The 24,839-nt window shown below is 47.3% G+C and carries 26 protein-coding genes; 11 read left to right on the top strand and 15 right to left on the bottom strand.

What is annotated here, in order from left to right:
• Positions 1-351 precede the first annotated feature (351 nt).
• The 11 genes from B5M42_RS17265 to B5M42_RS17215 are packed head-to-tail and all read left to right on the top strand — an operon-like array spanning position 352 to position 12,829.
• Positions 352-1,893: a nucleotidyltransferase family protein gene (locus B5M42_RS17265; protein WP_209280788.1), complete on the top strand. Its 1,542-nt coding sequence runs from the start codon at positions 352-354 to the stop codon at positions 1,891-1,893.
• A 30-nt stretch (positions 1,894-1,923) separates the two neighbouring features.
• The gene (locus tag B5M42_RS17260; protein ID WP_167690254.1) at positions 1,924-2,958 is read left to right on the top strand and encodes an ABC transporter ATP-binding protein; all 1,035 of its coding nucleotides are present in this window, start codon (positions 1,924-1,926) and stop codon (positions 2,956-2,958) included.
• Positions 2,946-3,731 carry an ABC transporter permease gene (locus B5M42_RS17255; RefSeq protein ID WP_134756871.1) on the top strand — a complete coding sequence of 262 codons (786 nt, stop codon included), beginning with the start codon at positions 2,946-2,948 and terminating at the stop codon, positions 3,729-3,731. Before B5M42_RS17260 ends, B5M42_RS17255 begins: the two co-directional genes overlap by 13 nt.
• A gap of 2 nt (positions 3,732-3,733) precedes the next feature.
• On the top strand, positions 3,734-4,528 hold the full coding sequence (locus B5M42_RS17250; RefSeq protein WP_134756869.1) for an ABC transporter permease: 795 nt from the start codon (positions 3,734-3,736) through the stop codon (positions 4,526-4,528).
• A 41-nt stretch (positions 4,529-4,569) separates the two neighbouring features.
• Complete coding sequence (pepV, locus tag B5M42_RS17245; RefSeq protein WP_134756867.1) at positions 4,570-5,988, top strand: dipeptidase PepV; 1,419 nt, start codon at positions 4,570-4,572, stop codon at positions 5,986-5,988.
• Between the two features lie 38 nt (positions 5,989-6,026).
• Positions 6,027-6,707, top strand: a complete 681-nt coding sequence (locus tag B5M42_RS17240; RefSeq protein WP_134756865.1) for a dTMP kinase — start codon at positions 6,027-6,029, stop codon at positions 6,705-6,707.
• A 51-nt stretch (positions 6,708-6,758) separates the two neighbouring features.
• Positions 6,759-7,970, top strand: coding sequence for an ATP-grasp domain-containing protein (locus tag B5M42_RS17235; RefSeq protein ID WP_167690252.1), 1,212 nt, complete (start codon positions 6,759-6,761; stop codon positions 7,968-7,970).
• A gap of 19 nt (positions 7,971-7,989) precedes the next feature.
• Complete coding sequence (locus B5M42_RS17230) at positions 7,990-9,354, top strand: serine hydroxymethyltransferase (RefSeq protein ID WP_134756861.1); 1,365 nt, start codon at positions 7,990-7,992, stop codon at positions 9,352-9,354.
• A 35-nt stretch (positions 9,355-9,389) separates the two neighbouring features.
• Positions 9,390-10,496, top strand: a complete 1,107-nt coding sequence (locus B5M42_RS17225; RefSeq protein ID WP_134756859.1) for a phosphotransferase — start codon at positions 9,390-9,392, stop codon at positions 10,494-10,496.
• Positions 10,489-11,724 (top strand): type I glutamate--ammonia ligase, encoded by a 1,236-nt coding sequence (locus B5M42_RS17220; protein ID WP_134756857.1) that lies wholly within the window; start codon positions 10,489-10,491, stop codon positions 11,722-11,724. The genes B5M42_RS17225 and B5M42_RS17220 overlap by 8 nt, the downstream gene beginning before the upstream one ends.
• A complete protein-coding gene (locus B5M42_RS17215) occupies positions 11,717-12,829 on the top strand; it encodes a histidine decarboxylase (protein ID WP_134756855.1) in 1,113 nt (370 codons plus the stop codon). Before B5M42_RS17220 ends, B5M42_RS17215 begins: the two co-directional genes overlap by 8 nt.
• 87 nt (positions 12,830-12,916) lie before the next feature.
• Here the strand turns inward: B5M42_RS17215 and B5M42_RS17210 are convergent, their stop codons facing one another.
• The 15 genes from B5M42_RS17210 to B5M42_RS17140 form a co-directional block, all read right to left on the bottom strand.
• Positions 12,917-14,056: a toxic anion resistance protein gene (locus B5M42_RS17210; protein ID WP_134756853.1), complete on the bottom strand. Its 1,140-nt coding sequence runs from the start codon at positions 14,054-14,056 to the stop codon at positions 12,917-12,919.
• 21 nt (positions 14,057-14,077) lie between these two features.
• Complete coding sequence (locus B5M42_RS17205; RefSeq protein ID WP_134756851.1) at positions 14,078-15,766, bottom strand: vWA domain-containing protein; 1,689 nt, start codon at positions 15,764-15,766, stop codon at positions 14,078-14,080.
• A 12-nt stretch (positions 15,767-15,778) separates the two neighbouring features.
• Positions 15,779-16,519, bottom strand: coding sequence for a hypothetical protein (locus B5M42_RS17200; protein WP_134756849.1), 741 nt, complete (start codon positions 16,517-16,519; stop codon positions 15,779-15,781).
• Positions 16,520-16,760: 241 nt separating this feature from the next.
• Positions 16,761-17,417, bottom strand: a complete 657-nt coding sequence (locus B5M42_RS17195) for a hypothetical protein (RefSeq protein WP_230632966.1) — start codon at positions 17,415-17,417, stop codon at positions 16,761-16,763.
• A 42-nt stretch (positions 17,418-17,459) separates the two neighbouring features.
• Positions 17,460-17,969 carry a hypothetical protein gene (locus B5M42_RS17190; RefSeq protein WP_134756847.1) on the bottom strand — a complete coding sequence of 170 codons (510 nt, stop codon included), beginning with the start codon at positions 17,967-17,969 and terminating at the stop codon, positions 17,460-17,462.
• A 27-nt stretch (positions 17,970-17,996) separates the two neighbouring features.
• A complete protein-coding gene (locus tag B5M42_RS17185; RefSeq protein WP_134756845.1) occupies positions 17,997-18,365 on the bottom strand; it encodes a hypothetical protein in 369 nt (122 codons plus the stop codon).
• A 16-nt stretch (positions 18,366-18,381) separates the two neighbouring features.
• Positions 18,382-18,729 carry a hypothetical protein gene (locus tag B5M42_RS17180; protein ID WP_134756843.1) on the bottom strand — a complete coding sequence of 116 codons (348 nt, stop codon included), beginning with the start codon at positions 18,727-18,729 and terminating at the stop codon, positions 18,382-18,384.
• A 58-nt stretch (positions 18,730-18,787) separates the two neighbouring features.
• The gene (locus B5M42_RS17175) at positions 18,788-19,141 is read right to left on the bottom strand and encodes a hypothetical protein (RefSeq protein ID WP_134756841.1); all 354 of its coding nucleotides are present in this window, start codon (positions 19,139-19,141) and stop codon (positions 18,788-18,790) included.
• A gap of 63 nt (positions 19,142-19,204) precedes the next feature.
• Positions 19,205-19,573, bottom strand: coding sequence for a hypothetical protein (locus B5M42_RS17170; protein ID WP_134756839.1), 369 nt, complete (start codon positions 19,571-19,573; stop codon positions 19,205-19,207).
• 300 nt (positions 19,574-19,873) lie between these two features.
• Entirely contained in the window at positions 19,874-20,173 is a 300-nt protein-coding gene (locus B5M42_RS17165; protein WP_134756837.1) for a hypothetical protein, read from the bottom strand.
• 1 nt (position 20,174) lies between these two features.
• Entirely contained in the window at positions 20,175-20,489 is a 315-nt protein-coding gene (locus tag B5M42_RS17160; protein ID WP_134756835.1) for a hypothetical protein, read from the bottom strand.
• 2 nt (positions 20,490-20,491) lie between these two features.
• Positions 20,492-20,875 (bottom strand): hypothetical protein, encoded by a 384-nt coding sequence (locus tag B5M42_RS17155; protein WP_134756833.1) that lies wholly within the window; start codon positions 20,873-20,875, stop codon positions 20,492-20,494.
• Between the two features lie 1,269 nt (positions 20,876-22,144).
• Entirely contained in the window at positions 22,145-22,432 is a 288-nt protein-coding gene (locus B5M42_RS17150; protein WP_134756831.1) for a hypothetical protein, read from the bottom strand.
• A 130-nt stretch (positions 22,433-22,562) separates the two neighbouring features.
• Positions 22,563-22,958 carry a protease inhibitor I9 family protein gene (locus B5M42_RS17145; RefSeq protein ID WP_134756829.1) on the bottom strand — a complete coding sequence of 132 codons (396 nt, stop codon included), beginning with the start codon at positions 22,956-22,958 and terminating at the stop codon, positions 22,563-22,565.
• Between the two features lie 517 nt (positions 22,959-23,475).
• Positions 23,476-24,594 carry an aminopeptidase gene (locus B5M42_RS17140; RefSeq protein WP_134756827.1) on the bottom strand — a complete coding sequence of 373 codons (1,119 nt, stop codon included), beginning with the start codon at positions 24,592-24,594 and terminating at the stop codon, positions 23,476-23,478.
• Positions 24,595-24,839 lie beyond the last annotated feature (245 nt).

Below are 24,839 nucleotides of genomic sequence, written 5' to 3'. Positions count from 1 at the left end.
TATATTTGTCATTATTATCATCTTTTGAATTAAAATAAAATTTATTAAAAATATGTTGATTTTTTCAATATTTTGCCACTATAATTGCATTCATGACGCAAATAAAAAATCGTACCATGTCAACTTGGCGGGAGTCATGGTACGATCCTCGAAATATATGTGCAGACCTATTTCTGACATATATTCTTATTTACATTATAGGGAACTTGACTATTTTTGACAATGTCAGAATGGCTTGTTTACTATAACTTCAAAAAGCTCCTGCCGAAGGAGCTTTTTTATTTTTTTATTTTTTTATAAAAATCCAAAACGCCAATGAAGGGACTGCGAAAGAAAATGAATTCACACACGATGGCTTTCACACCCACGCAACAATTTCTACTGGATCTGCTGGAAGCGGCGGCAACACAGTCGAGCTTTCAATTCCATGAACGATCAAGAGCTGTTGAATGGGATGAGCTCTACACATTGGCCTCGAGACACAAGATATTCCCTCAAGTCTACACCTTGATCTCCCCTTATTTGCCCTCCTCTCAAGTCCCGATATTTTCCGACGCTTGGGAAAAACACCTGAAAAAAATAGCCTGTTTTATTGCCGAAACCAAGAACATAGCCGCCATTGCAAAGAAACACAAAGTCGATCTGGTATTCCTGAAAGGCATCGTTTTATCCAAAATCCTTTATGATAACCTGTATTCGCGCTCTACAGGAGACATCGATACGTTATTACGGGATAGCGAAGTAGCTCGCTTCGACCTGATTCTCAAAGAAAATCTGTATTTCCACGCTTGCGGAACCGAAAATCCTTTTGAAATCATTAACCATCAATATGAACGACTTCCCTTCCCTACATTGAAGCAATACGATCACCACGAATACTTTGAATATTACAAGCAAGTGCAGCCTGATGTATTTGTCGCGCTGGAGCTTCAACGCTATCTGCACGGAGCTGTTCAAGAGCCGCTGATCTTTGACTTCTTACAATCGTCCCAGGATATTCAAATCGAGGATATGGAAATGAAAACGCTGGATCTCAACCATACGTTCCTCTCGATCTGCGAGAATACTTATGAGAATTCAGAGTGGTCTAACGAAGGACCGCGGCTCAAGGATTATTTCGACTTGTTATCCTTTCTGGTCAAATACAAGCAAGACCTGCAATGGTCCCATATTTCCGCGCTTGCTTCCAAATACGCCCTGCTTGATATCGTGAAGCTTGTGCTGGAGCAGGTCAATGAAATCTTCCATGCTGTCGTAGACGAGCAGATTGTCACTCTTTTTGATCCAAGCCCCATCCCCTATACCGAAAACAGCCGGATTGTTCTGCCGTGGCAGAACAGCATCATTCACAGACTTTTTGACCCCGACCAAAAGAAGCTGGTCACTAACGCCCGCATGCTAATGGAAAAAAGCTTTACCCGGGAAAACCCCTATTACACACGTTCCAGCGATTTGCATTCCTTATCGGAAGCGCATTCCCTCCCCGACGAAGCCTATTCAATCATTCAGGATTTAAAATACGGTTTTGAGTTAAAGTACGCTGCTGTAACGGATCAGCTTACGCGAGGGCTTTTTGTGATTATTCCGAAAACGCTTTACGATCAGTTCGAACGCTTTACCGTCTCTATCTCCATCTTCCATCCTGATTTAACCAGTGAGACCGTTGCAGTGATCAGAACAGACAACCAGTTCATCAGAACCTGCGAGACCTCAAGCGATGCGCTCGAGTCCGTCCCCTATTCTAACGATGTGGCTTTCTATGTGCCTCTTGTGGCTGCCAATGCCCGCAAAGTTACATTCAATATGAGTCTGATTGAAAACATTCACAAAAATGTTACCCATACGCTACATACTGGCGGCAGGCATTTCTGGATCAATCGGCCGTTTCTTTAAAGCGGATTATAGGGGAGGCGATACATCATCATGCCGATTATTGAAGCGGTAGGTTTATCGAAAGAATATAAGCAATACAAGCGCTACGCCGGTTTGTTCGGCGCGCTTCGCAGTTTGATCACTACCTCGTACACAACGCACAAGGCGGTTGACGACATCACGTTTTCCATTGAAAAAGGTGAAGCTGTTGGTTATCTGGGACCGAACGGTGCAGGGAAATCGACGATGATCAAAATGCTTACCGGGATTTTGGTGCCAACCTCCGGCCACTTGACCGTCAAAGGCCACATTCCTTACAGAGCCCGGCGGGAGAACGCCAAAAAGATCGGTGTAGTATTCGGCCAGCGCAGCCAGCTATGGTGGGATTTGCCCGTACAAGATTCCTTCGAGCTGAGCAAGCATATTTACAAGCTGCCTGTAGCTACGTATCGTCAAAACTTTGATTTCTGCGTAGAGCTGCTTGACATGAAGGAGTTTATTCATAAACCGGTGCGTCAATTGAGTCTAGGTCAACGCATGCGCGCTGAAATCGCCATCGCGCTCCTTCACGAGCCCGATATCTTATTTTTGGATGAGCCTACGATTGGATTGGACGTCATTGCCAAAGATAAAATTCGAACATTTCTTAGAACAGTCAATATAGATCGAAAAACGACCATTTTATTGACGACACACGATCTCAAGGACATTGAGGAAATTTGCCCTCGCATGATTATTGTCAACAGAGGGAACATCGTTTTCGACGGACTCGTGGAGCAATTAAAGCAGCAATTGGGGCAAGAGAAGACGCTCACCATCAAATTTAGCCGAGATCCCGGTCCTTTCTCGTTGTCGAACTCCATTCTTCATAAAGATGAAGGCACCCTCAAAACCTTCACGATCAACCGAGCCGAACGTTCCATCATGACACTGCTCAGCGAGCTTAATCAACAATACGATATCGAAGATATTTCCATCCAGGAGCCTGACATTGAACAAGTGATCCGGATTTTGTATAACCGTTTGGCAGAGGATCTGTCTTCTTACTCTTCAGAGCGGGAGAGCGCGGTATCATGGTCTATGTAGCTGTAGCGTTGAAATCTTTTGCCAAAAATATGGCTTACCGCTCGGAAGTTTGGCTGCGCATTCTCGGCAATTTGGCTGCTATTCTGATTCAAACTTCCATTTGGAAAGCGATTATGGGGACAAGCTCGGCAAGCGGCATTAACCTGCAAGATATGATCACCTATTCCATCATCTCTACGCTGGTTGCCAACCTCCTCATGGTTCAAGTTTTTCAGAGTGTGGATCAGAAAATCAATTCAGGCAATATCGCAATTGATTTATTGAAACCGACCCGCTACCCGCTCATTTTGTTTTTCGAACAGCTCGGCACGATTATGTTTCAGTTTTGCTACACGGTTGTGCCCAGCACCCTGCTGGCGTGGTTGTTGTTTGGCATTCATGTTCCGGGCACCGTCCGGCAAGTACTGCTGTTTGTCTTGAGCATTGGGCTGGCCATGCTGATTTCCTTTGCGTTAGGCTACATGATTGCTTTGATTGCTTTTTGGTTTTTATCCACCTTTGCTCTGGAATGGACGATCAAGGCATTAATTCTCGTATTTTCGGGTTCTTTCTTACCCCTTTGGTTTTTCTCCGGGCATTGGCGCATGGTCGCGGACTTGTTGCCCTTCCGCTATTTGGGTTTTATTCCGGCAGGCATATACAGCGGTAAAATTGTTTACGGAGAAGCCTTACAGACGATCCTCTACGGGATGGTTTGGGTAGTCATACTCTACGGTCTGATTGCTCTGTTGTGGTGGACAGCAATCCGCAGGCTCATTGTGCAAGGGGGTTGACGATGTCTTTTTCATTATTCCTGCGATTCGTGCAATTAAAAATGAAAATTCGCCTGGAGTACCGCGGCGCTTTTCTCTTGGGCATCGGCGGTCAAATTGTTGGCTATGGAGCCAACTACCTGATTGTCTACTTGCTGCTCAAGCAATTTCATTCCATCCAAGGCTGGGATTGGCCTGAATTGGCACTCCTCTACAGTCTGAACCTGCTTACCTACGCGCTGGGCGCTTCTTTTACGTTCAGTCCCATGACGGAGCTGGAATCGTTGCTTCTCAATGGACAACTGGATCGTTATATGGTCAAGCCGCTGCATGCTTTTATGTTCCTGATTGCGGAGAAGTTTAATGTCGGGTATGTAGCTCATATTCTGATTTCAGGACTTGTGATGGCGTGGTCAATGATACAAGTGCACATAGAATGGAGTCCGCTTAAGGTGCTGTATCTGATCGCTCTTCTTGTTAGCGGAGCTTTCCTTCATGCTGCTGTGCTCGTCCTCATCGGAGCCTGGGGATTTCTTTTTATTCGCTCCCAGTACTTGTTCAGCTTGTATTTCCAATTAAAGGAATTTATTTCCTATCCGCTATCGCTGTATGGCTCGATCGTTCAACTGCTTCTTACTACGCTTGTCCCTCTCGGGTTCATTAACTACTATCCGGGGCTGTACCTGCTCGCAAAAGAGACAACACCACTCCATGAGGGCTTAGGTCTGATCGCTCCACTGATTGGGCCTGCCGTGTTTGCCCTTGCCGTTGTTCTCTGGTCTTTCGGATTGCGCAAATATGAAGGTGTAGGCGGTTAACCGTTGACCTGACTATACCTATAGAAAGGGGGATTCCTGATATGGTCGACTGGGAAGATCATGCTGGCCATTATGAGGGCAATTTGCTGGAACAGCTTCTTGAATTTCTGTCCATTCCAAGCTTCAAGCATGCAGCTGCGCCACAGCTGCCGGACATGCCCTTCGGCAAAGGCATTCACGATGCCTTGACCTTTTATCTTGCCGTCGCAGAAACGCTCGGCTTCCAGACCACCTGCGTAGACGGGTACTACGGGTACATTGAATATGGAGAAGGCGAACTGCTCGGCATTTTTGTGCATGTCGATGTCGTGCCTGCGGGCGAGGGCTGGAGCCATCCCGCCTTCAGTCCAGAAATACGCGACAATAAGCTGTATGCGCGCGGGGCGCTCGATAATAAAGGTCCAGCCATGACGGTATTGTTCGCCCTGAAAATGCTCAAAGACAGCGGCCTTCCGATCTCCAGACGTATTCGAATTGTTGTCAGTACGGATGAAGAGAGCGGTTGGGAGTGCATGAATCATTACAAGGCTAGAGAGGAAGTCCCTTTGGTCGGATTTACGCCCGACCTGCTTTTCCCTCTGGTCCATGCCGAGAAAGGACAACTGAACGTCATCTTTTCGCTGCGAGCCTTGCATACAGGTAAACATGAGGAGTATTGGCTGCTGGATTTCGAAGGCGGCTCCAAAATCAATGTCGTCCCCGACTTAGCCTCAGCGACCATACGACATGAAAGCACGTTGAGAAGAAATGAGCTTCAGCGGGATTTTCAAGCCTTCTGTCAACAAAATCAGCTGCAAGGAGACGTCCACTCAGAGAGCAATAAGCTTGTTCTCAAGCTGCAAGGGGTATCCGCGCACGCCTCCGAGCCGGAGAAAGGCCGGAACGCTGCTTTATTTTTGCTGGTTTTCTTGCGAGGCTACTCGTTCCAGCACGACGCCGAGGCGTTCATTACTTTTATGAATCAGTACTTTAGAGACGATTATTCAGGAGTACGGCTTGGAATCGCATGCGCTGATGCTATTAGCGGACAATCTACAGTAAATGTAGGTGTGGTCCGCTTCACCAGCAGTACGATGCCGGAAATCAAGATCAATATACGATTGCCGGTCAGCGCCAACATTCAAGAGATATTTAATACGATTGCCGCACGAACGGAAGACCCTCTGTGGAGAATTGACAGGCACAAAATAACGGCGTCGCACTTTGTAGACAGTAACCATGCTATCGTTACAAGTCTGAAAGCGATTTATGAAGCGCGCCACGGACAGGTCGCTCAAGCGGCATTCTCCGGAGGAGCGACCTTGGCCCGCGTCATGAAGTACGGCGTAGCCTTTGGCCCGGTCTTCCCCGGTCGGGAACTGATGGCTCACAAAGCGGACGAATACATTGAGTTAAGCGACTTACATGAATGGCTAGTCTTATACAGCCAGGCAATCTATGCGTTGTCAAAGGAGTTATAGTTTGAAATTTCAAACAAATCTATGTGAGGTGCTTTATAGTGACACTGAAAGTTCGTCCCAACGACGGAGAGGCATGGAAACCGCTACAGGTCGAGATGCAAGCCAATCCTTATCCCGGAAAACTGATCGTACTCGATGGAATTGACGGCAGCGGCAAATCGACACTGCTGAACCGGATCAGCAGCTTCCTGTCGAACCTTAACCAACCACATGTCGTTACCAAAACGCCTTCGGAGGAGGTGAGAGAAATGCACTTATGGCGCGCTTGGCATGACGATACCTTGGGCGTCGATCGCGAACGTATCCATGAATATGGTTTGACGGTCATTGCACTGGGTGATCGGCTCGTACATCAACGAAGTGTGGTGGAAGCGAATTTGCAAAACAACGTTTGGGTACTGACAGACCGTTATTTGATCTCATCCTTGGCGTTCGAATCGGGCATCGTCCATCAAAAAATCGGCGAGCTGCTCATCAAGCCCGATCTCAGCATCCTCGTGGATGTGCCGCCTGCCTTGGCGATGGAGCGCGTGCGTCAACGAACCTATGAAACCGAGCATCCCGACGACGAGCGGGTAGCGAACCTCACCAGAGAGCGCTTGCTGCAGCTTGTTGCTGTAAACGACTACAACCATATTATTGTGAATACCGGCGTGACAGATCCGGAAGCGACTTTTGAACAGGTCAAAGGCCATCTCGAACGATTGGATTCCCGCTAATCCAACCGTATTCAACATCATAAACCATATATGCGTACCGGAGGTTCAGCAATGGCAAAAGAAAATATTGTTTTGCTCTCCAGAGCAAGCTTTGATGTATTAAAAAAAGATGATCAAATCCTCGATGTTTTGGCTGATTATGATGTGTTTTATATGTTCTCGCTCCGCTCCAGCCATCTTCCGCCCAAATCAGCCGTCAAGGAACTGCATGTCATCGAGCTGAAGGGCAACGAAGAATATATTGCCTCATTAATCGAATTAATCAACAACAACAACAAGCTCTCTTACATTGTCAGCACCTCGGAGCAAGATTTATTGCCTTCCGCATACGCCAGAGAAAGACTTGGTCTGCCCGGACTCACTGTCCAGCAATCGGAGTATTTCAGAGACAAAGTGGCGATGAAAAACGGGCTGATCGGCAAGGTGCCTTTTCCGGATTTTATCGACACCCATGAATTCAATGAGATCCGGAATTTTTTTCAAACGTATAAAAAAATCATCATGAAGCCCAAACGGGGTACGGGCTCACAGGATTGCTATGTCATTCACAACCTGGAGGAGCTTGAACAGGTCCTGCATACGGTGCAGGGTCAGCAGTCCGGTTTCTTCATTGAGCAATTTTTAGACATGCCGATCTATCATTTTGACGCATTGGTAAGAGACGGAAAAATGATGTTTGCGACCATCGGCAGATATGATCACCCGCCGCTCAACTACTCGGATTTCGATTGGCTGATCACAACAATCAGCAATGAGCCTACCGAGCTTTACTTGAAAACCAGTGAGATGCTGCTCAAGGTCATCGACAGCTACGGCGTTCGGGACGGTGTATTCCATATGGAGGTTTTTGCCGACGACCAAGAGGTGTACTTTGGCGAAATTGCCGCTCGTCCCGCAGGCGGCGGTATTCCGGAAGCAATCTACCAGACGTGGGGGGTGCACCTGTTCGAAGAGCATGTCCGCCTCCAGCTTCAATTGGCTGCCCGATTTGAGAGCGACAAGGTTTTTCCGGTTAAATACGCAGGAAATATGCTATATCTCCCTTCCCGCTCCGGCGTTGTCTCTAACTTCGATGCGGCGCCCCTGCTGAGTAACCCGCTGGTAAAAAGCGTCACCCAACACGTAGAGAATGGACAACAAGTAGGTCAAGTGCGTTACTCCGCTGATACGATTTTTACAGCCGCCATTGCCGCCGATACCCCTGATGAACTAGATGCGGCCATCAAGCATGTCAAAAACAATACATTTGTAATCATTTCTTAACCAATAAAGGAGATGTAGGATGAACATTCCAGCCTTGCAAGAAAATCGTACTCGCAGCGTTGCTTTACCCGTATTCTCCAAATATGCAGCCGAGCTGCTGGTGGAAAACGATCCCAAGCTAGCGGATTTATTATCTGAGGAATACGCCAGACAAATGTCCACATTATCGTTAGTGGCTGCCTCCAGTACGCAACACCCTTCTGTTTTGGCCGCATCCGGCAGCGTATTATCCAATCTGACGACAGAAGGATATCCCGGAGCGCGCTATCATGGCGGTTGTGAAATTGCCGACCAAATCGAATTGTTGGCGATTGAACGGGCCAAGAAGCTGTTTAACGCCCAATACGTTAATGTACAGCCACACTCCGGAACGTCTGCTAACGAAATTGTCATTTTCAACCTGCTGAACCCTGGCGATACGATTCTTGGCTTGCACATTAACGCAGGCGGACACCTGAGCCACGGGGCCAAGGCATCCACGATCAGCAAATATTTTAATTGTATTAATTACGGATTAACGGAACAAGGCATCCTCGATTACGATGACATCTATCGTCTGGCGCAGCAGCACCGACCGAAGCTGATCATATGCGGCGCCAGTGCCTATCCAAGAGCGATTGACTTCGCCAAATTCCGGGAAATCAGCGATTCCGTCGGCGCTTTTCTGTTGGCCGACATCTCGCACATTGCCGGTCTGGTCGCAGCGCGCCTTCACGAAAGCCCGATCGACCATGCTCATTTTACAACGACAAGCACCTACAAGCAGCTACTCGGTCCACGCGGCGGCCTCATTATGATGGGCAAAGACTACATGTGTACCAGCGATTCGAACAAAAATCTCAAACAAATCATCGATCGCGGTACCTTCCCCGGATTTCAGGGTACGCCGGACCTGGCTGGTATCGCGGCCAAGGCTCGCGCTTTGGATTACGCGTCCACACCAGCATTCGTCGAGTATGCCAACAACATTGTCCACCAGGCAGCCAAGCTTTGCAACCTGTTCCTGAAGAAAGGCTATTCGATCCTGACCGGCGGTACGGACAATCATCTATTTTTAATTAACGTCAAAGAGATGGGACTTACCGGCGTTGTCGCCGAGCGAGCCCTTGAAAGCTGCGGCCTGATCGTGAACAAAAACATTATTCCGGGAGACACAGAACCCCCGACCATTACAAGCGGGCTGCGGATCGGCACCAACAACACGGCCATGCGCGGAATAACAGACGCTGATCTGGTCGAATGTGCAGACCTTATTGATCAAGTACTCCGCTCCACCCGTCTGTTGACCTCATCTACCTACATGCTTGAGCATCATGTCAAGACGCACGTGAGAAGCCGCGTACACACCCTTGCCGAATATCGGCCCATCCCCAAATATTTATAAGGACCGCAGGTTTATTGGAAAGGTGTTGCTTGAAGATGATGATTCAAGAAGAATTACATGAGCTCGCTCCAGGGCTGGAAGCGACTTCCCTGAAGGTCATTACGGATACAGACGGGCGTTGTTGGGTAATTAAAACGATTGATGAGCACAGAGCCTACGAAGAAGCTTCGCTCATCATCAAAAGCAATCAGTTGCTGAAGAAAAGCGTACAAGCCAAGCCGATTTTTCCGGAAATCGCAGAAATGAAGCTGGGCAAGATTTCATCCTATACGATGGCATACATACAAGGGGAGACGCTGGAACAGTACTTTCAAAGTCTCATCAATCCGATGCTGGATGAACAAATGACCCGATTGACGCTGGAAGCTGTAAAAAAAATAAAACTGCTGCATGCCGTTTCTACGGACAGATATTCGTCCGACTATCACAAAGTCATCGTTCAAAGAAGGCTTGAAATCATCTTAACCTGTCCGATGATCATTCATCATATTGAAACCAGATTGGCCTCTCAAACCGACGAACTCCGTCAGTTCCGTTTCGAGCAATTGCAGCACTTCAACCTCCTGTTTAACAATGAGACGCATCCCACCAGCCGGAATTTGTACGATGCGGCCGTCCAGCTTTACGAGCGAAATGCACCGTTAATGGAGTCCCTGATTCACGGCGACCCGCACTTCGGCAACATTATCTGGGATCAAGTCAATCAGGATTTGATATTTATTGATCCGCGTTGCACCTGGGATAATAAAAGCAATACGAAGACGGGGTATTTTGATCCGTTGTACGACATCGCTTCGATTTGCCATTCGTTTATATCCAACGATCATATCGGCTATGAAATTTACCATGATATTGATGCTGCCAATCAGGTTATTCATGTCGCAGACCAAGCGCTGCACAAATTTGAATTGTATTTGAACCGCAGTTTATGGGTATTACAGACGTATCTGGGCAGAGAGCCTCAGCCCGACGAGCTCGTACGCTTCATCGTGTATGTGGCCTGCAGCTTGAGCGGTACGATGCGGTACATCACATGGGCTCCGAATATACACAAATTGATTACCATGTACGTTTATGTGTATTTATTTTTACATTTCGCAGTAGCTAAAGGGCAATCTGGCATCGGAGGATCATATGAGTGAAACTACACTTTTCGGGATTGTAGACTGTGTGGGCAGATTGAAAGTAAAAGCGATGAATTCGCAATTCTTGAACGTTCATACCGCTGTTGGCTTTTGTAATTATCTATACGTAACCGACTACAGTATGACTACGTGGCCCAACCTTCCCGACTTCAACTGGGAAAGCGGGTTCGGCGATGTATTCTTGCATCAGCGGGCAGCAGATTCCTTGCTTAAAGAATTCGTTGTTGAATCCACAAAATTGCTGTTGGGAAGTCCCCTCCATCCCGATGGGGAACCTGTAGCTGTGTGCCCGAGACGGGTCTTGCATCAAGCGCTCCGCCGCTTGGACGATCAGCATTTGCACATCAAAATTGGCATTGAAATGGAATTTTACCTATTTAAAGAAACGGAAGGCCGCCTTGACCCGATAGTCGATTACGACACCGACTATGATTTTGTCAGCACCTTCGGACATTTGAATCAATGGAGTGAGCTCAAGGAGCTGCTAGAAGCCTCCCCCATTTCCTGCGAAGGCCTCAAATGCGAAGCCGGGAAAGGGCAAATGGAAATTACACTCGCATACACGGACGCGCTTACTGTTGCCGACCAGGTACTGGTGGCCAAACAAATCATCAAAACCTTTTTTGCCGGCAGAGGACTTCTTGCCTCATTCATGGCCAAGCCCTCGATCGATGACGCAAGCTCCGGTTTCCATTTGCACGTCAGCTTACATGCCGGGCAGGACGGCCAGCCCGTTCCTTGCACTTCTCCGCAAGCGCAGAATTTTATCGCAGGCATACTCAGCCGCTTGTCGGACTGGATGTGCTTCTACGCACCCAATCACAATTCGTATAAAAGATTGCGTTCCAATTCCTGGGTTCCTGTTGATCATTCCATCGGAATGGACAATCGAACGAGTACGATCCGCATCATTCACGACGCCAAGGGACATTTCGAGTTCAGGCTGCCCGGTTCCGACACCAATATTTATCTGACGATTGCAGCGCTTATTTATTCCGGCATTTCCGGCTTGCAAAACAATGCTGCGCGGCAAGCCTTCGAAGCTGTACGCGGTCTCCCCTCCTTCTCCGAGGCTGTCGATTTTTTCCGCAGCTCTGGTGAAGTGCTGGAGCAATTAGGCACAACGGCGCACGCGCATTACAGTCAATTTTTCAAAAATGAACTCCTGTCGTTCAATAACTATATCTCGGATGTAGAATTGCGGAGGTATCTCAAACATGCTTAATCTCTACCAAAACAAACTCCAGCAGCTGAAGCTCCATCAGTTCGGATTCCAATACAACGCAGATCGTTCCTATTCGCAATTCGGCTGGTTATTGGATTATTTCATCAATAATATTGGTGATCCGTTTATTCCCTCTAACTACGGGCTGGATAGCCGTGAATATGAAATTGAAATTGTAAATTATTTTTCAGCACTGTGGAACATGGAGGAGTCCTGGGGTTACTTGACCTCCAGCGGAACTGAAGGCAATCTGGCCGCTCTTTTATACGGGAAGCTTTCGTTAAAGAATCCTGTCGTCTATTACTCGGAGGATACCCATTACTCCATAGCCAAAGGGTGCCTGGCCTTTTCACTGGAATCCGTCGTCGTTCGGTCTCAGCCTCATGGAGAAATGGATTATACGCATCTGGAAGCCGTGATCGATCAGCATCGAGATGCCATTGTGATCTGCAACCTGTCCACAACTTTCAAAGGCGCCTATGATTCCGCCAATCAGGCTTTGGAGGTGTTCAACAGGAAGGGGATATCCCGCGAACACGTCTATGTGCATGGGGATGGTGCGCTGGGCGGCATGATGCTCCCCTTTATCCCCAACTTGCAAAGCGATTATGGAATTAACGGGGAAAGCTTTGACAGTGTGTCTGTATCCGGTCACAAAATGCCTGGAGTCCCTGTCCCCTGCGGTATCATTCTGACGAAAAAATCGATCATGCGCAATATGGAAAAAGAAATTGAGTATCTCAACTCCAAGGACACCACATTGAACGGCTCGCGTAACGGATTAGCCGCTGTTCTGTTCTATCACGCTCTAACGGATCTTACAAGAGAGCAATGGACGTTTAAAATCAATCAATGCATCGACAATGCCGCCTATATGTCGCGTACGTTAAATGAAGCCGGGATAACAAGCTTTGTGAATCCATATTCCAATCTGGTTGTTTTTCAACGACCTGCGCCGGATATGGTTCATAAGTGGCAGCTTTCCTGTATCGGCCAGCAAGCCAAAGCGGCGATTATGCCTCAGCACAGTTTGGCACAAGTAGACAGGTTAGTAGCCGAAGTCGTGCTGCGTGCGCATGAGCAGTTAGACACTGTGACAAGTTGAACCGTTACTGAAGCTGCTTAATATTGAAAAAGCGCGAATGGAAAGGCATAAAGCCTTCTCATTCGCGCTTTTTGGTTGCAAATTTTTTCAGAGATCTAACGCCCGGCCCTTCTCAATACGCACGATCTGCTTTTCGCCCTCGTCAGCCAACGTCTGGAACTGCTGGATCGTGTCGCGCATTTTCGGCAGCGCTTGCTGCTTGTAGGTGCTGATGGAATCAAAAGCAGCCAGCGCATCGGCAAACGCCTGCTTCAGCGTATCGGCCGAAACGCCCGTTTCCATCGCCTGCTTCTGAATCTCCACGCCTTGCGTGTTCAGCATGCGCGAGGTCGCGGCAATGAAATCGGTCGTCGTTTGATTGAGCAAAACGATTTTTTTCAGCACGATTCCCTGATTATACAAAGCGGCAGCGACCGTAACGGCGATTTTCAATGCGGAAATCGTCACCGTTTTCGCCCGGTCCACTCCGCGCATCAGCTCCCGGTTGTTGCGGATGACCACCTCGAAGGCAATAATGCCCTGCTGGTTGACCACGAGCATCTGCTGCAAATCCATGACGCGCTGACGCATCGGAAACAGCACTTCCTCGGTAATGAACCGGACCTTCTCCGGGTCCTCCCCCCGTTGCCGGGCGAGCTCAAGCTGGGCGGAAATCGATTCGTCCATAAACATGCCGAGCTGGATTTCCTTCTTTAACGTTTTGGTCAAATCGCGTAGCGCCTGCTGCTCCAGCTCCAGCGTGGTATTGTCATTTTTCAAACCCGCCCGGCCCTTGTCGAGCGATGCCACAATATCGGCGATGACGACATCTGCTTTTTCAAATTTCACAAAATAAGACCGTAACGGGTTCAACAGCTTGCCGAGAAAGCCCCTCTTGGCAAAATCAATCACGCTTGGGTCCAAATCCTTGAGCTGCATATGCAGCTCAGCCAGGTCCCTGGCAACAGGTCCACCCTCGTCTCCGACCTTGGAGAGCTGACCGACGGACACTTGCAGCAGTGCGTTTTTGTCCGAGGACGATTTCATTGTACGCAGACCAAACGTGTCGATGGATTGCAAAATCTCCTTTCGCTTATCAAGCGACTCTACATCCAGCGACCAAATCGCCGCGACATTCGCCTCCGCCGCTTCCTTCAGCTTGGCGACCTCCTCCGGCACCGGCTTCACCGTCTCTTCAATCACGGCCTGAATTTGTTCCGGGCTTGACACTTCCATAGAAAATGACATTGAAATCCCCCTTCGCGTGCGCTACATTTGGACGTTAAATAAATTGCCGAGCTTATAGACCACATCATCCGTATCCGCGTTAATGCTCGCAGCCTCGTTGATGCTGGAAATGCTTTGAAGCGCCTGAACGTTGGCATTGTAGCCTACGGTGTAGATCGGTACTTTATACGTTTCAACAAGCCCTTTAATGTCTTTCAGCGAATAACCTTTATTCGTCTCGCCGTCGCTCAGCACGAAAATCAGCGGCTTCATATCAGGATTCGCCGCCAACTGATCCTCCAGCATTTTCAAAGCAACGACAACGCCATTAAACGTCGCTGTGCCGCCTCCGGCCTGCAAACTGTTGACGGCGCCGACAAACATCGATTGCTGATTCGTATCGAATTTGGCAATCGGCAGTTTAATGGTTACATCGTCCGAATACGCCACCAGACCGATGCTGTTGTCTCTGCCGAGGAACTTCTGCCCCTTGAGCAGCGACTCCTTCAAGCGGTTAATCGGCTCGCCGTTCATGCTGCCGGAAATATCGGCCACGAATACGGCGGCGATCGGCTTGGAGCCGTTCTTTTTCTCTTTCCATACTTTTTGCGCAGCCGACAACAGCTTGCCGTCCACCGGAGCCAGCTCGGACCGATACGACTCCAATCCATTAAATCCTTTGTCCTGAGCGGACTTTACGTACTTCTCCTGCGTGACGAACTGCGCAAACTTCTTCAACGTGTCAAGCTTCCACGTCGGCAGGTCTCCCAGCGCATACAGCGGACTGTCGTGCCGCGCCCCGAATGGCGTAAACACATAACCGTTTTTCAAATCCGGCGCATTGACGAACGTCTGGTATTCCAGCACAAATCCGTCCAGCGCACCCGACTTGGCCGCATCGCGCATTTGAATCGTCGTCGACGCAATGAACGGCACGTTGGCTTGGAACTTGGCAAAGCCCTGCACGGCCTTGTCGCTTAACGGATTGCTGCTGTCGAACGTATACAGCGCAGTCACCAGGAAATTTAACCCAGTTGAGCTGGCAAAAGGATCGGTATAGCCCATCGAAAGCTCATTGGCTGCAATCGCGTCCGTCACCGTCTGGACGTTGACTGCGCCGTATTTGCCGATCAGAGCGTCGTATTTCGCTTTGGCGATCACGATGCCGGGCACATTGCCGGTGAGGCGCGGAGCGACCATGTCGATCTTGACGCCGCTGGCCTTGACTATTTCGCCCCATAATTCATTGGACGGCGTGTAGGCATCCGGCACGTATTTGCCGGACTGGATATAATCGGCTGCTGTCCCCGAGGCGATATTGCGGATTTTGACCGAAACGGCCTTTCCGTCCACCGAAACGTTGGCCTTATTGAATTCCGTCGCTACGTCGGCCAGCCAGCCGTCTACGCCTGTGCCCGATTTTTCGGTCGAGGAGAAAATCTCCACAAAATCATTGCTCGTATTCGGCACCGTAACTGTAAACTTATTAATATCCGGCAGCGCCGCCGCTACATCGACCGGGTCGAGATCAATCTGGCCCTTGGTCGGCGTCTCGGTGTCCGGAGCAATATCGGCGAACAGCTTATTCAAATGCTTATTCGCGTCTTCGGTCGTCACCTGCGCCGTCGACTTGCCCCAATTGGAGGTCCAACTGATTCCCGCGTAGACCAGGCCGAACACCACGACCAGCAGCGTCACAGATACCAGAAGAAACTTGCTCTTGGTTGACATATGTACCCCCTCTTATTTCCTGTAATGTGGAGTTTGCCGGATTAACGTATCCAATTCCCGCATGCCCGGCATATTCTCGATGTCGCTCAGCTCCAGACTGTCTAGACGCGAAAGCTCCAGCAGCAGCTTATCCAGCTTGAGCAGCAGCTCCTCGTTGGCGGCAAGCGAGCTCTCCGTGAACGAAAGATATTCGTTATACACGTTGGCCCGCTCCTGTAGCAGCCCTTGCGGCAGCGCCGGCCCGCGCTTGGCCGTCACGCTCTCGAACTCCTTTTCGTCGAAGGTTTGCAGCCGGCCCAGCATGCTTTTGAAATTCAGCTCAAACAGCTTTTCCGCTTCCAGAATCACTGCAGCGAACTTCCTGTAGCTAAGCCCCGCCAGATCGAATCGCTGCTTCAGCGCGTCCAGCAACGCGTCTTTTTTCTTCCTGAAGCGCTCCCACTGACCAAGCCCCGTGTCCACGTAGCCCGACAAAGCCCGAACGCGCTTGTAGCGGGACCAGGCTTCAACAAGCTCCTCCTGCGTCCTGATTTGCTTGACCGCTCCGGCGGCGGCGCGCGGCGCAAACAGCAGCGTATAACTGCCATAGGCCAGCGCCAGCACGCTGCCGCAGAGCACCGTCACGCCTACCGCCGAAGAAAGCGGATGCTGACCGATGCGGATGCCGATCATGCCGGGAGAAAACAACGCAATATTCAAAACCGCGACTCCCAGAGTCAGGGCTGTCAGCTTTACATACTTGCCATCCGGCACGTTCCTGCCTCCTCGTGTTGAGTTTCCTGTGTTTCTCCTATTTTACACCATTATTGGGCCTGCGGGGTCGTTTTGCGTGAATTTGTTGGAGGGAAATCGGGTGGAGGCGGAGGAAACGGAGGTGATGGTTGATTTCTGACAAAGCGAAGCGCTCGGAATCGATTAGATCTGCTCCTAGTACTGGCAAAAAGAAACCGCCCAGCGATGATCGCAAGGCGGGCGGTAACCACAATTTTCATCATTATCTGTTAGAGATTGGAATGCTGCTGTCTACGATCTCACTCAATGAAGCGGCATGGGATGTTGGAATAAGAACAATGGCTCCATACTGTTTAAGAACCGTTACACAATGTTCTATACGTTGGTTCAACCGATGGATCCAAGCCGTATTTAGCCAAGGGAAGCTATAGATGCGCTTTCCATGTGCAAAACCAATCGCTGCTGAAGCATTCCATCTTTCATTACTGATTTGGTCCAGCTTCCTGTCCAGTCTGGATGATGAAAGTTCGAACAAATCAAGGATTTCTTGTAATGAGAAGCTACTTCTATTCTCTTTTAGACCTTGCATGATCTGTTGACGAATCGTCTTCTCGCCCAAAAAGCGTTTGTTCAAATAACCCTCCCCCACATAACAGCCGACCTTCGACAAACATGAAGAGGTTGCTGGAGTCTGGTCCAAAAAGATCTCCCCACTTTGGATCTCTGCTTTTCCACTTAGTACATACGACAGCGCCCAACCGCCCATGCCGCACTCACCAATGAGTCCGTAGGCATTCCCACTACTAAAAATGGCGTTGAAGTCCTGACAGCCATCTCGCATTTGTCCGTAATTACGTAATTGGGGATCGCATACGACGGTTATTCTTTTTAATTGAACCGAATGAAAGATCTGTACCATACTGGGTAGACCCCGCGATCTGAATTGTAGTATGTGAAAATTTTAAAAATTACGTTTCCTAATTGAAGGTTTAAAATGCCGTCTCCATGTCACGAGAAATAGGTCCTCCAGATCGTTTCCTTTAATAAAAACGTTCCAGTAGGAGGAGGCATGAAGCTTTCCTTTTGCCAACATTTCAGGTAACGCATGAAGAGCATCTATTAACCTGTATGCACAATCATAATCCTTTTCATCTATTTTCGTGCAAGTGATATCCAGCGCTTCGGTCATAAACGACAAGAAACCTTTTTGTATGGCTGGCCCACCGGGTGCATGCAGATCGTTACTGTTGAACGCATAGCTGATTTGCAGGCTTTCCTGAGCTGTCAGGTCAGATGTTATGATGGTATAAAAGGAGTCCAACGAATGGCATTCCCCCTGTTCCAGAGAACGCATCGCTATTCTACATTTATTTAAAATATGCAAACTAAGCTGTTCACGCATATGAGCACGCACATAAATAAACAAGTGATGCATGGAGAGGAGGATATTCCTCAATTCGTTGTCATTCATGAAGTACGCTCCTTACAAATTCAAAAATTAGAAATCTTTTAATGAGAAGAACATCTTTACTGCTAAATAGGCAAGCATGGAAACTAATGAACAGCTTATTCCAACTCCAAATATAAATAATAACCTTACTTTTCCTTTTTGCATCACTAAGCTGATAATAAATATTATTACTAAAAGTGGAAGCAATTCCAATAGCAATTGGAAATTTTTGGAGAATAATTTTCTGTAACTATTAAACATATTAGATTGCATGAGAGGAAGATAACCGACTCCAACAAGTACGGATATAAGTATCAGTATTATTCTATTTTTCATTGAATCCTCCGGGAAAATCGCTTCACTGACATTAGCACCTATTTTATACAATAATGAAAAAAATGCCCTGTGGGTTCGCAAGGCGTCTCCTCCATGTTTAATTCTCTCTTTCTTTATCTCTAAAATCTTTATCAAAACCTATTTGATCAACCCAAAGATTATCTTCTCTGACCTTATTCATCAGAGATACGACTTGGAAATATGCTCCCTTTTTTTCAATATAACAAACAACTACTATATCCTTATTATTGTTTGCATCCAGCTTTCCGGCGTTACTACACTTTGAATTGCCCTTTAACATTTTTACTGTATCTTCCGCTATCTCAATGGTTGCTCCTTTTTTAAATAACACTGTAATATGATAACCTGCTACGTACCCCTTTCCTCCCCAGAGGATGACAATTACAGCAATCAAAGTAATACTTATACTGATTATTTTTTTCATTTACTATCGGTCTCCTTATTGAACACGATAATCGAAGGATTCAAAGTAAACTCCACAATCATAATTCATCAAGGTACTTATCCGGTAACATCGAAACACCTTGCTCCCCTAAAAGAGCATGCTTTATTAAATGATTAGAGAGCATAGACAAGTACTTTTGGCATAATGGCAGGTAAACTTCGTCTGCTTTATTTTTGCCAATTAAAATGTTTAACTCCTTATCTGCTCTTGAGATGAATAGCGCTACGGCATCATAGGAACCACTTAAAGAAAGCGCAATTGTGTGATTAACGTAAGTGACTAGCGGATAAAATAGCGAATTTCTTTCCAGTGCTGTTTGGGGAAGAGTATCCTTTAAGTTTAAACGTCTCGCCAATTTGAGTAATTCTGGATCGATGTTGCCAAGTTCCATTGACATCAGCTCCTTGCTAATAGTTCTGATCTTGAAGCGAATTTCCCGTCGCTTAAATACGCATTATAGGAACTCAACACTGATTCGGTCTACATATAATTCTATAAACTCTCCATTCAGATACGCAAAGTCTAACAGGAAATCGTCTTCAAACGATACGATCGACTCCAATGTATTGTCCTTTACTCTACCCCTAATAAGGTAAGAAAACCCCTCACCTATTTGGATTAATTTCTCGTGTGGTTGATCTAATTGCTTTATTATAACATCGTCTAATATAGTCAAACCCAATTTAACTTTGTACTGTTTGCCCTCAACAACTGGATACGGGCACAGAGTAGAGAAACCAGTAAAAGTGATACCATTAATATTAATCAAAACTTCCTCTTCAATTACCTGACTTACCCTTTCCAGAACCGCCACGTAATCCATACTTAACCCCCATCGACTGGATTAAAAACCTTAATAGTCTTATCTCCATTTAACATTTTCCAAAAATCAATCATCGCCACTCTCGACATGATAATGGCTGATCCCGTCGAAGGTGCGGTGGGGACTTGGCTGGCTGCCGAAGGCCAATCGGCTTTGATCCTTCGAGATCGCGGGGCTTAGAGTCGTGAAGCGCCGCGAGCAATTGTTTTGCCATTATCATAGCTACGGCAAAAAAAGAAACCGCATAAAGGGATAAATGAAAAACCACAACGCAAGGATTAGTCGCATTGTGGTGCCTCTTTAATTTGAAAAAATGTCTATAATCTCCCCATCTGCAACCTTCTTTGATTCAAAAAGCATGAATTTACTTCCGACGTGTATAAGATTTTTCGGTATTCTTTCTGGAAATAAAAATGAAAGGTCACAAATACTCATGTATGATTCAGGATTCGCGTCTATTTTCAATACAACGCTCCAGCCTTGTTCTGGGTCATCCTCTAAAAAATGAGCGACGGTTGAGTAATCTCTAATCGGGAATCTATTTTTCCCACCTTGTTCAGTTGGAATCCAGTTTATTCTGGCGGTCAACTTACCAAACAAGCTACTTCACCACCTTTACCGTAATATGCGACGAACTAAGAACGTCACTTTCGAAATAATGTGCAGGTCCAACACCATCTAATTTTGTACTATAATACGCCTCATTCACCACATTTGGCAAAGCAACAGATATTATTCTAGTTTTGCCTTTCATTTGCGGCAATGTTAGCCAAGTTTCGGCATCGGACAGATTATCTGCAATCCACTTACCAGACATATTATAGCCACCATCAAAAGCCTTTGTTTTCGCTAACGATGAAAGCAAGGCGGTGTTCACAAAGCTTATATAAAAAATCCCGAAATGCTCTTCTATCATTACTATTTCCTCACGAGTTCGAAGTAATCCCCACCACTTCCCATAATTAATGTATCTTTGTCTTTAATTATAAAGGACCAACCCATTTTATTTTTCTCAGTCTCGTATCCAATCCACGGTGATTTCGATTGTTCATTTTCATAGACTAGAATTTCAGTAACCGACTTTGTCTCAATGCCTAATTGCTTAAAGGTAATCTCACTATCATTATCACTCAAAAATTTTTCTTCACCGACTGAATACACTTTATAATATGGATTGTTTAAGACGGCACCAAAATATAAAGTCACCAAATCAGCAGCATAGGTTATCTCTTTATTTAACAAATACTGTATGTCTTCCTCACTATGAGTTGTAGTCTGTGTGCTAGCAAGTAATTTTTTCACGATTCAGGTTCCGTAAAATGAATTACTTTTTTCTCCATTGGCAGGTAATGGACTTTCCATCGGTTGAGTTAAGGTATTGGGCTCTGTACGAATACCGTTACTGCATCCTGTGGATCAGATTGTTGAGAAAATTATTAATAGGCAAATGAGTATTTTCATCTTACACTTGATCTCCTTCAAAGAGTTTTATTTTTTCCCTTTCGGCAATTTAGTAATCCATTCCCGTTTGTAATCTCCATAGACAAACATTTGCCACTCATCCATTCTTCGGCTGTAAGGACCCAGTGAAATAGCTCTTTTACCGTTAGAGGTTACATGAGACCAGTCTGTTATCTCATCTTGTAATTGCTGACTTGTATAGTTACCTGCTACGAACAATTTTTAATTGATTGTATTTTTTTCGATTTAAGCAGATGAGCTTCCCGCCAGCCAACGGGAGAGCTCCAGCCCTTCAAACCAAGAATGCTCCCACGCCTTCGCTTGGGCTGTGTTCTCCACACATATAAAAGAAAGCTCGTCACATTCACTTTTGTTTACTAATCGTTACTTTTGCGTCAAATTATGCTTACTTTTCTTTCTTCACTGGCTCCGGCAAGCGGTACGGCGTCTTGTTTTTGATTATTCCATATAATGTTCACCAGCCGCCGCATGATGCAAATAAACGGCGCTGGCCGACTTCCCAACTAAAGCGCACGGCGCAGCCTGTTCCTTCAAGGTTGGAAGGTCGACAGCGCTCCCTGCGGGGAAGCCACTGGAGGCAGGCCGCCGACCCCGCTGAAGGCCGGTGAGGCCATAGCTGGCTGCCGAAGGCAGTCGGCTTTCTCTGGCGCTTGGATGCCATGAAGCTCCAAGAACGATTTTTTGCCGTTATCGTAGCCACGGCAAAAAGAAACCGCCAAGCGTTGTTCGCAAGGCGGTAACCTCAGGTCACTTATTCTACAATAGGTCTGGTTAATCTAAGTATATTTGTAGCTAAGCAAGAAGGGCATGTCAAAATCCGTTCAAGCTGAGAACGATTATTTTCGTTTCTCACATCGTTTACTTGCAAGTAACTACTATCACATTGAGGACAACTAACTTTCTTAGCTGGATTGAGAGCTAGAATTTTCCCAGCCCTTCAAAAGATTTTGAGGGGCTCTGTCGAATTCATGTCCTGTAGGAATTCGACCCCCTCGTGGATTATTATCTGGACAATAGCAACTTCCATTTTGAGGCATCGAATTCCTTTTATTTTGCTTATTGTACTCCCACTTTTTCTGGAGTAACTAACTAAATAACCACACCTTCCGCTACTTTTCTGCCCTCAATTAAATAGAATGAATGACCTGAATATAATAGATGCTCTGGGGCATCTTCTCCGAAAAGAAAACAAAGGTCATAAATCCCTGTTCTTGAAGCATCAATTTCAGATTCTGATATTACTATAACACTCCAAGTTTCATCGACAGGAAAATCTCTAAATCGAGCAGCAGTTGAATACTTTCCAACGGGTACAATCTTTTTCCCATTCATTTCTTCGGATACCCATGTAATTTTAACTTTAACATGTTTGGACAAATTTATTTCACCACCGTAACTTTAATAAATATTGAGTTAAGCAAGTCTGTTTCTGCATAGTATGCGTTCGCTATGCCATCTAATCTTGAATTCTCAAAATGTAATTTACTTAATGAGCTTGTGGGCAATTCTATAGAGATGATTCTAGCCAGACTGCCGGCGCTTGTATGTCGGAGGTTCCCCAGTCCGTCGTTTGTGCCGCAGCTTCCATGACGATATCCGGCTCAACCGACAAGACAGAGGCATCCTTCTTCAACTTTTCGATCTCTTTTTTCGACATCTTCACCGCGACCGTAGGACGGCGCTTTTGCTCGCGTTTGATTTTTCCCTTCAGCAGCGTTTTATCAACTTTATTCTTAAAAGTGACCACGACCTGCTGCTCCTCGTCGCCAGAAGAGGCAGCGGGTTGGGTCCGTTCATTGCCTTTTGGATTCGCAGTAGCAGCCTGTATATGTTCGGCAGGCAGTAGCCCGAGAGTAAGTAAAGCAAATACGAGACCAGCCAACATCGTTCGTTTCATGAGCATGTTTCCCTTCCCCTACGCAATTTTTAGTCGAAATACAGCCTCCGGAGCAGTATTTCAAAGATTTGGAATTCCCAGTAAAATATTTCGAGCTTTTGCTGTAAAACATACAGCCCGGTCTCACCATCTGCGAGCACAAAAAATAGAAGCTGCTGATAGCTAAAACCATCATACAGCTTCCATTTTTAGAATTAAATGAAAATAATTTTCGCAAACATGCAAATTTTTCTTTGCGCATTTGTTAATTTTTTTGCACAAAAGTAACAGCTTTAAAACCATGAAAATAATCATGAAAAATATTATTTCAAATAGTAAAAAATGGTTCGCCCCAAGTGAAAGAATTGTATACGCCTCTAAGCACTAAATAAATGCCAAACAATTTCAAGCCTATCTTCAAAATATCATAATACGTCATCATACCGGACTTTTCCGACTCCATATTGCCGCCTCCCACCAAAAAACTGCACAAAATGCCACATGCAGCTCCCCGCACATGGCATTCATACGCATCCATATCCAATTAAGCCTTCAAATGCTCCGGATTCAGCAGCTCCAGCTCCGGCACGACAAAGCGGCCGTCCTTGCGGATCAGCACGTCGTCGAACCAGATTTCGCCGCCGCCGTAGTCCGGGCGCTGAATATTGACGATATCCCAATGCAGCGACGAGCGGTTGCCGTTGTAGGCGTCGTCATAGCAATTGCCCGGGGTAAAATGGAAGCTGCCGTCGATTTTCTCGTCAAACAGCGTATCCTTCATCGGATGCTGAATGTACGGATTGACGCCAATCGCGAATTCGCCGACATAACGCGCGCCTTCGTCGATATCGAGGATTTCGTTGATCCGCTCGGTATCGTTAGCGGTCGCTTGGACGATTTTGCCGTTTTCAAACTCGAAGCGGATGTTCTCGAACGTGAAGCCGTCGTGTGGCGTCGGCGTATTGAAGCTGATCACGCCATTCACCGAATCGCGCACCGGAGCCGAATACACTTCGCCGTCCGGAATGTTCAGCTCGCCGTCGCATTTAACACTGCCGATGCCCTTGATCGAAAAACGCAGGTCCGTGCCCGGCCCGACGAGCCGCACGCGGTCGGTGCGGTCCATAAGCGCCTTGAGCGCGTCCATTGCCCGCGACATTTTGCTGTAATCCATCGTACACACCTGAAAATAAAACGCCTCGAACGCCTCCGTGCTCATCCCGGCCAGTTGGGCCATCGACGGCGTCGGGTAGCGCAGCACGACCCAGCGCGTATCCTTGACGCGGATATCAAAATGCACCTGTCGGCTGTAAATCGAGTTGTACAGCTTCATCCGATCGGCCGGAATATCCGACATCTCGTTGATATTCGCGCCGCCGCGCACGCCGATATAACCCTGCATCTTCCGCATCTGGTAAGCGTCGATATCGGCCCACGCCTGAATTTGCGCTTCCGTTCCTTCCATCACCAGCTGGCGCAGCACGGTATGATCGCGCAGTTGCACAAACGGATGCGCGCCCGCGGCATGTACTTTCTTCACCAGCTCCTTGACGAAAATCGCATCGATGCCAAAAGCTTCGATCAGGATGTTCTCGCCCGGCTTCGCCTTCACGGAATAATTGACCAGCACGTCGGCCAGCTTTGTTTGTCTTGGGTCCAACATCGGGATATCCTCCTCTTTCCGGGCCACGCCGTCGGGTCGGGGCTTCCGGGTCCTCCGGTCTTCCGGTCATCTGGCCCTCCAGATCATCCGGCCTTCCGGCCTTCCGGGTCCTCCGGTCATCTGGCCTTCCAGATCATCCGGCGTTCTGGTCCTCCGGTCTTCCGGTCTTCCGGTCTCCCAGCCTTCCGGCCCCCCATTTGGCCAGCTTCCGTCCCCGTCCATTCAGCCTTGCTCCACTCTGCACC

The organism is Paenibacillus athensensis, assembly GCF_004514475.2.
GTDB classification, from domain to species: domain Bacteria; phylum Bacillota; class Bacilli; order Paenibacillales; family NBRC-103111; genus Paenibacillus_AL; species Paenibacillus_AL athensensis.
The sequence above is the reverse complement of the archived record's forward strand: the minus strand, read 5'-3'. Positions and strand labels throughout refer to the sequence as shown.

Excerpts from the sequence above, each read along its gene's own strand:
- B5M42_RS17215 (WP_134756855.1), top strand. The coding sequence starts at position 11,717 with ATGCTTAATCTCTACCAAAACAAACTCCAGCAGCTGAAGCTCCATCAG.
- B5M42_RS17230 (WP_134756861.1), top strand. The coding sequence starts at position 7,990 with ATGAACATTCCAGCCTTGCAAGAAAATCGTACTCGCAGCGTTGCTTTA.
- pepV (WP_134756867.1), top strand. The coding sequence starts at position 4,570 with ATGGTCGACTGGGAAGATCATGCTGGCCATTATGAGGGCAATTTGCTG.
- B5M42_RS17160 (WP_134756835.1), bottom strand. The coding sequence starts at position 20,489 with ATGATAGAAGAGCATTTCGGGATTTTTTATATAAGCTTTGTGAACACC.
- B5M42_RS17195 (WP_230632966.1), bottom strand. The coding sequence starts at position 17,417 with ATGGTACAGATCTTTCATTCGGTTCAATTAAAAAGAATAACCGTCGTA.
- B5M42_RS17235 (WP_167690252.1), top strand. The coding sequence starts at position 6,759 with ATGGCAAAAGAAAATATTGTTTTGCTCTCCAGAGCAAGCTTTGATGTA.
- B5M42_RS17205 (WP_134756851.1), bottom strand. The coding sequence starts at position 15,766 with ATGTCAACCAAGAGCAAGTTTCTTCTGGTATCTGTGACGCTGCTGGTC.
- B5M42_RS17190 (WP_134756847.1), bottom strand. The coding sequence starts at position 17,969 with ATGAATGACAACGAATTGAGGAATATCCTCCTCTCCATGCATCACTTG.
- B5M42_RS17265 (WP_209280788.1), top strand. The coding sequence starts at position 352 with ATGGCTTTCACACCCACGCAACAATTTCTACTGGATCTGCTGGAAGCG.
- B5M42_RS17225 (WP_134756859.1), top strand. The coding sequence starts at position 9,390 with ATGATGATTCAAGAAGAATTACATGAGCTCGCTCCAGGGCTGGAAGCG.
- B5M42_RS17180 (WP_134756843.1), bottom strand. The coding sequence starts at position 18,729 with ATGAAAAAAATAATCAGTATAAGTATTACTTTGATTGCTGTAATTGTC.
- B5M42_RS17170 (WP_134756839.1), bottom strand. The coding sequence starts at position 19,573 with ATGGATTACGTGGCGGTTCTGGAAAGGGTAAGTCAGGTAATTGAAGAG.
- B5M42_RS17140 (WP_134756827.1), bottom strand. The coding sequence starts at position 24,594 with ATGTTGGACCCAAGACAAACAAAGCTGGCCGACGTGCTGGTCAATTAT.
- B5M42_RS17220 (WP_134756857.1), top strand. The coding sequence starts at position 10,489 with ATGAGTGAAACTACACTTTTCGGGATTGTAGACTGTGTGGGCAGATTG.
- B5M42_RS17250 (WP_134756869.1), top strand. The coding sequence starts at position 3,734 with ATGTCTTTTTCATTATTCCTGCGATTCGTGCAATTAAAAATGAAAATT.
- B5M42_RS17260 (WP_167690254.1), top strand. The coding sequence starts at position 1,924 with ATGCCGATTATTGAAGCGGTAGGTTTATCGAAAGAATATAAGCAATAC.
- B5M42_RS17145 (WP_134756829.1), bottom strand. The coding sequence starts at position 22,958 with ATGCTCATGAAACGAACGATGTTGGCTGGTCTCGTATTTGCTTTACTT.
- B5M42_RS17210 (WP_134756853.1), bottom strand. The coding sequence starts at position 14,056 with ATGTCATTTTCTATGGAAGTGTCAAGCCCGGAACAAATTCAGGCCGTG.
- B5M42_RS17175 (WP_134756841.1), bottom strand. The coding sequence starts at position 19,141 with ATGGAACTTGGCAACATCGATCCAGAATTACTCAAATTGGCGAGACGT.
- B5M42_RS17255 (WP_134756871.1), top strand. The coding sequence starts at position 2,946 with ATGGTCTATGTAGCTGTAGCGTTGAAATCTTTTGCCAAAAATATGGCT.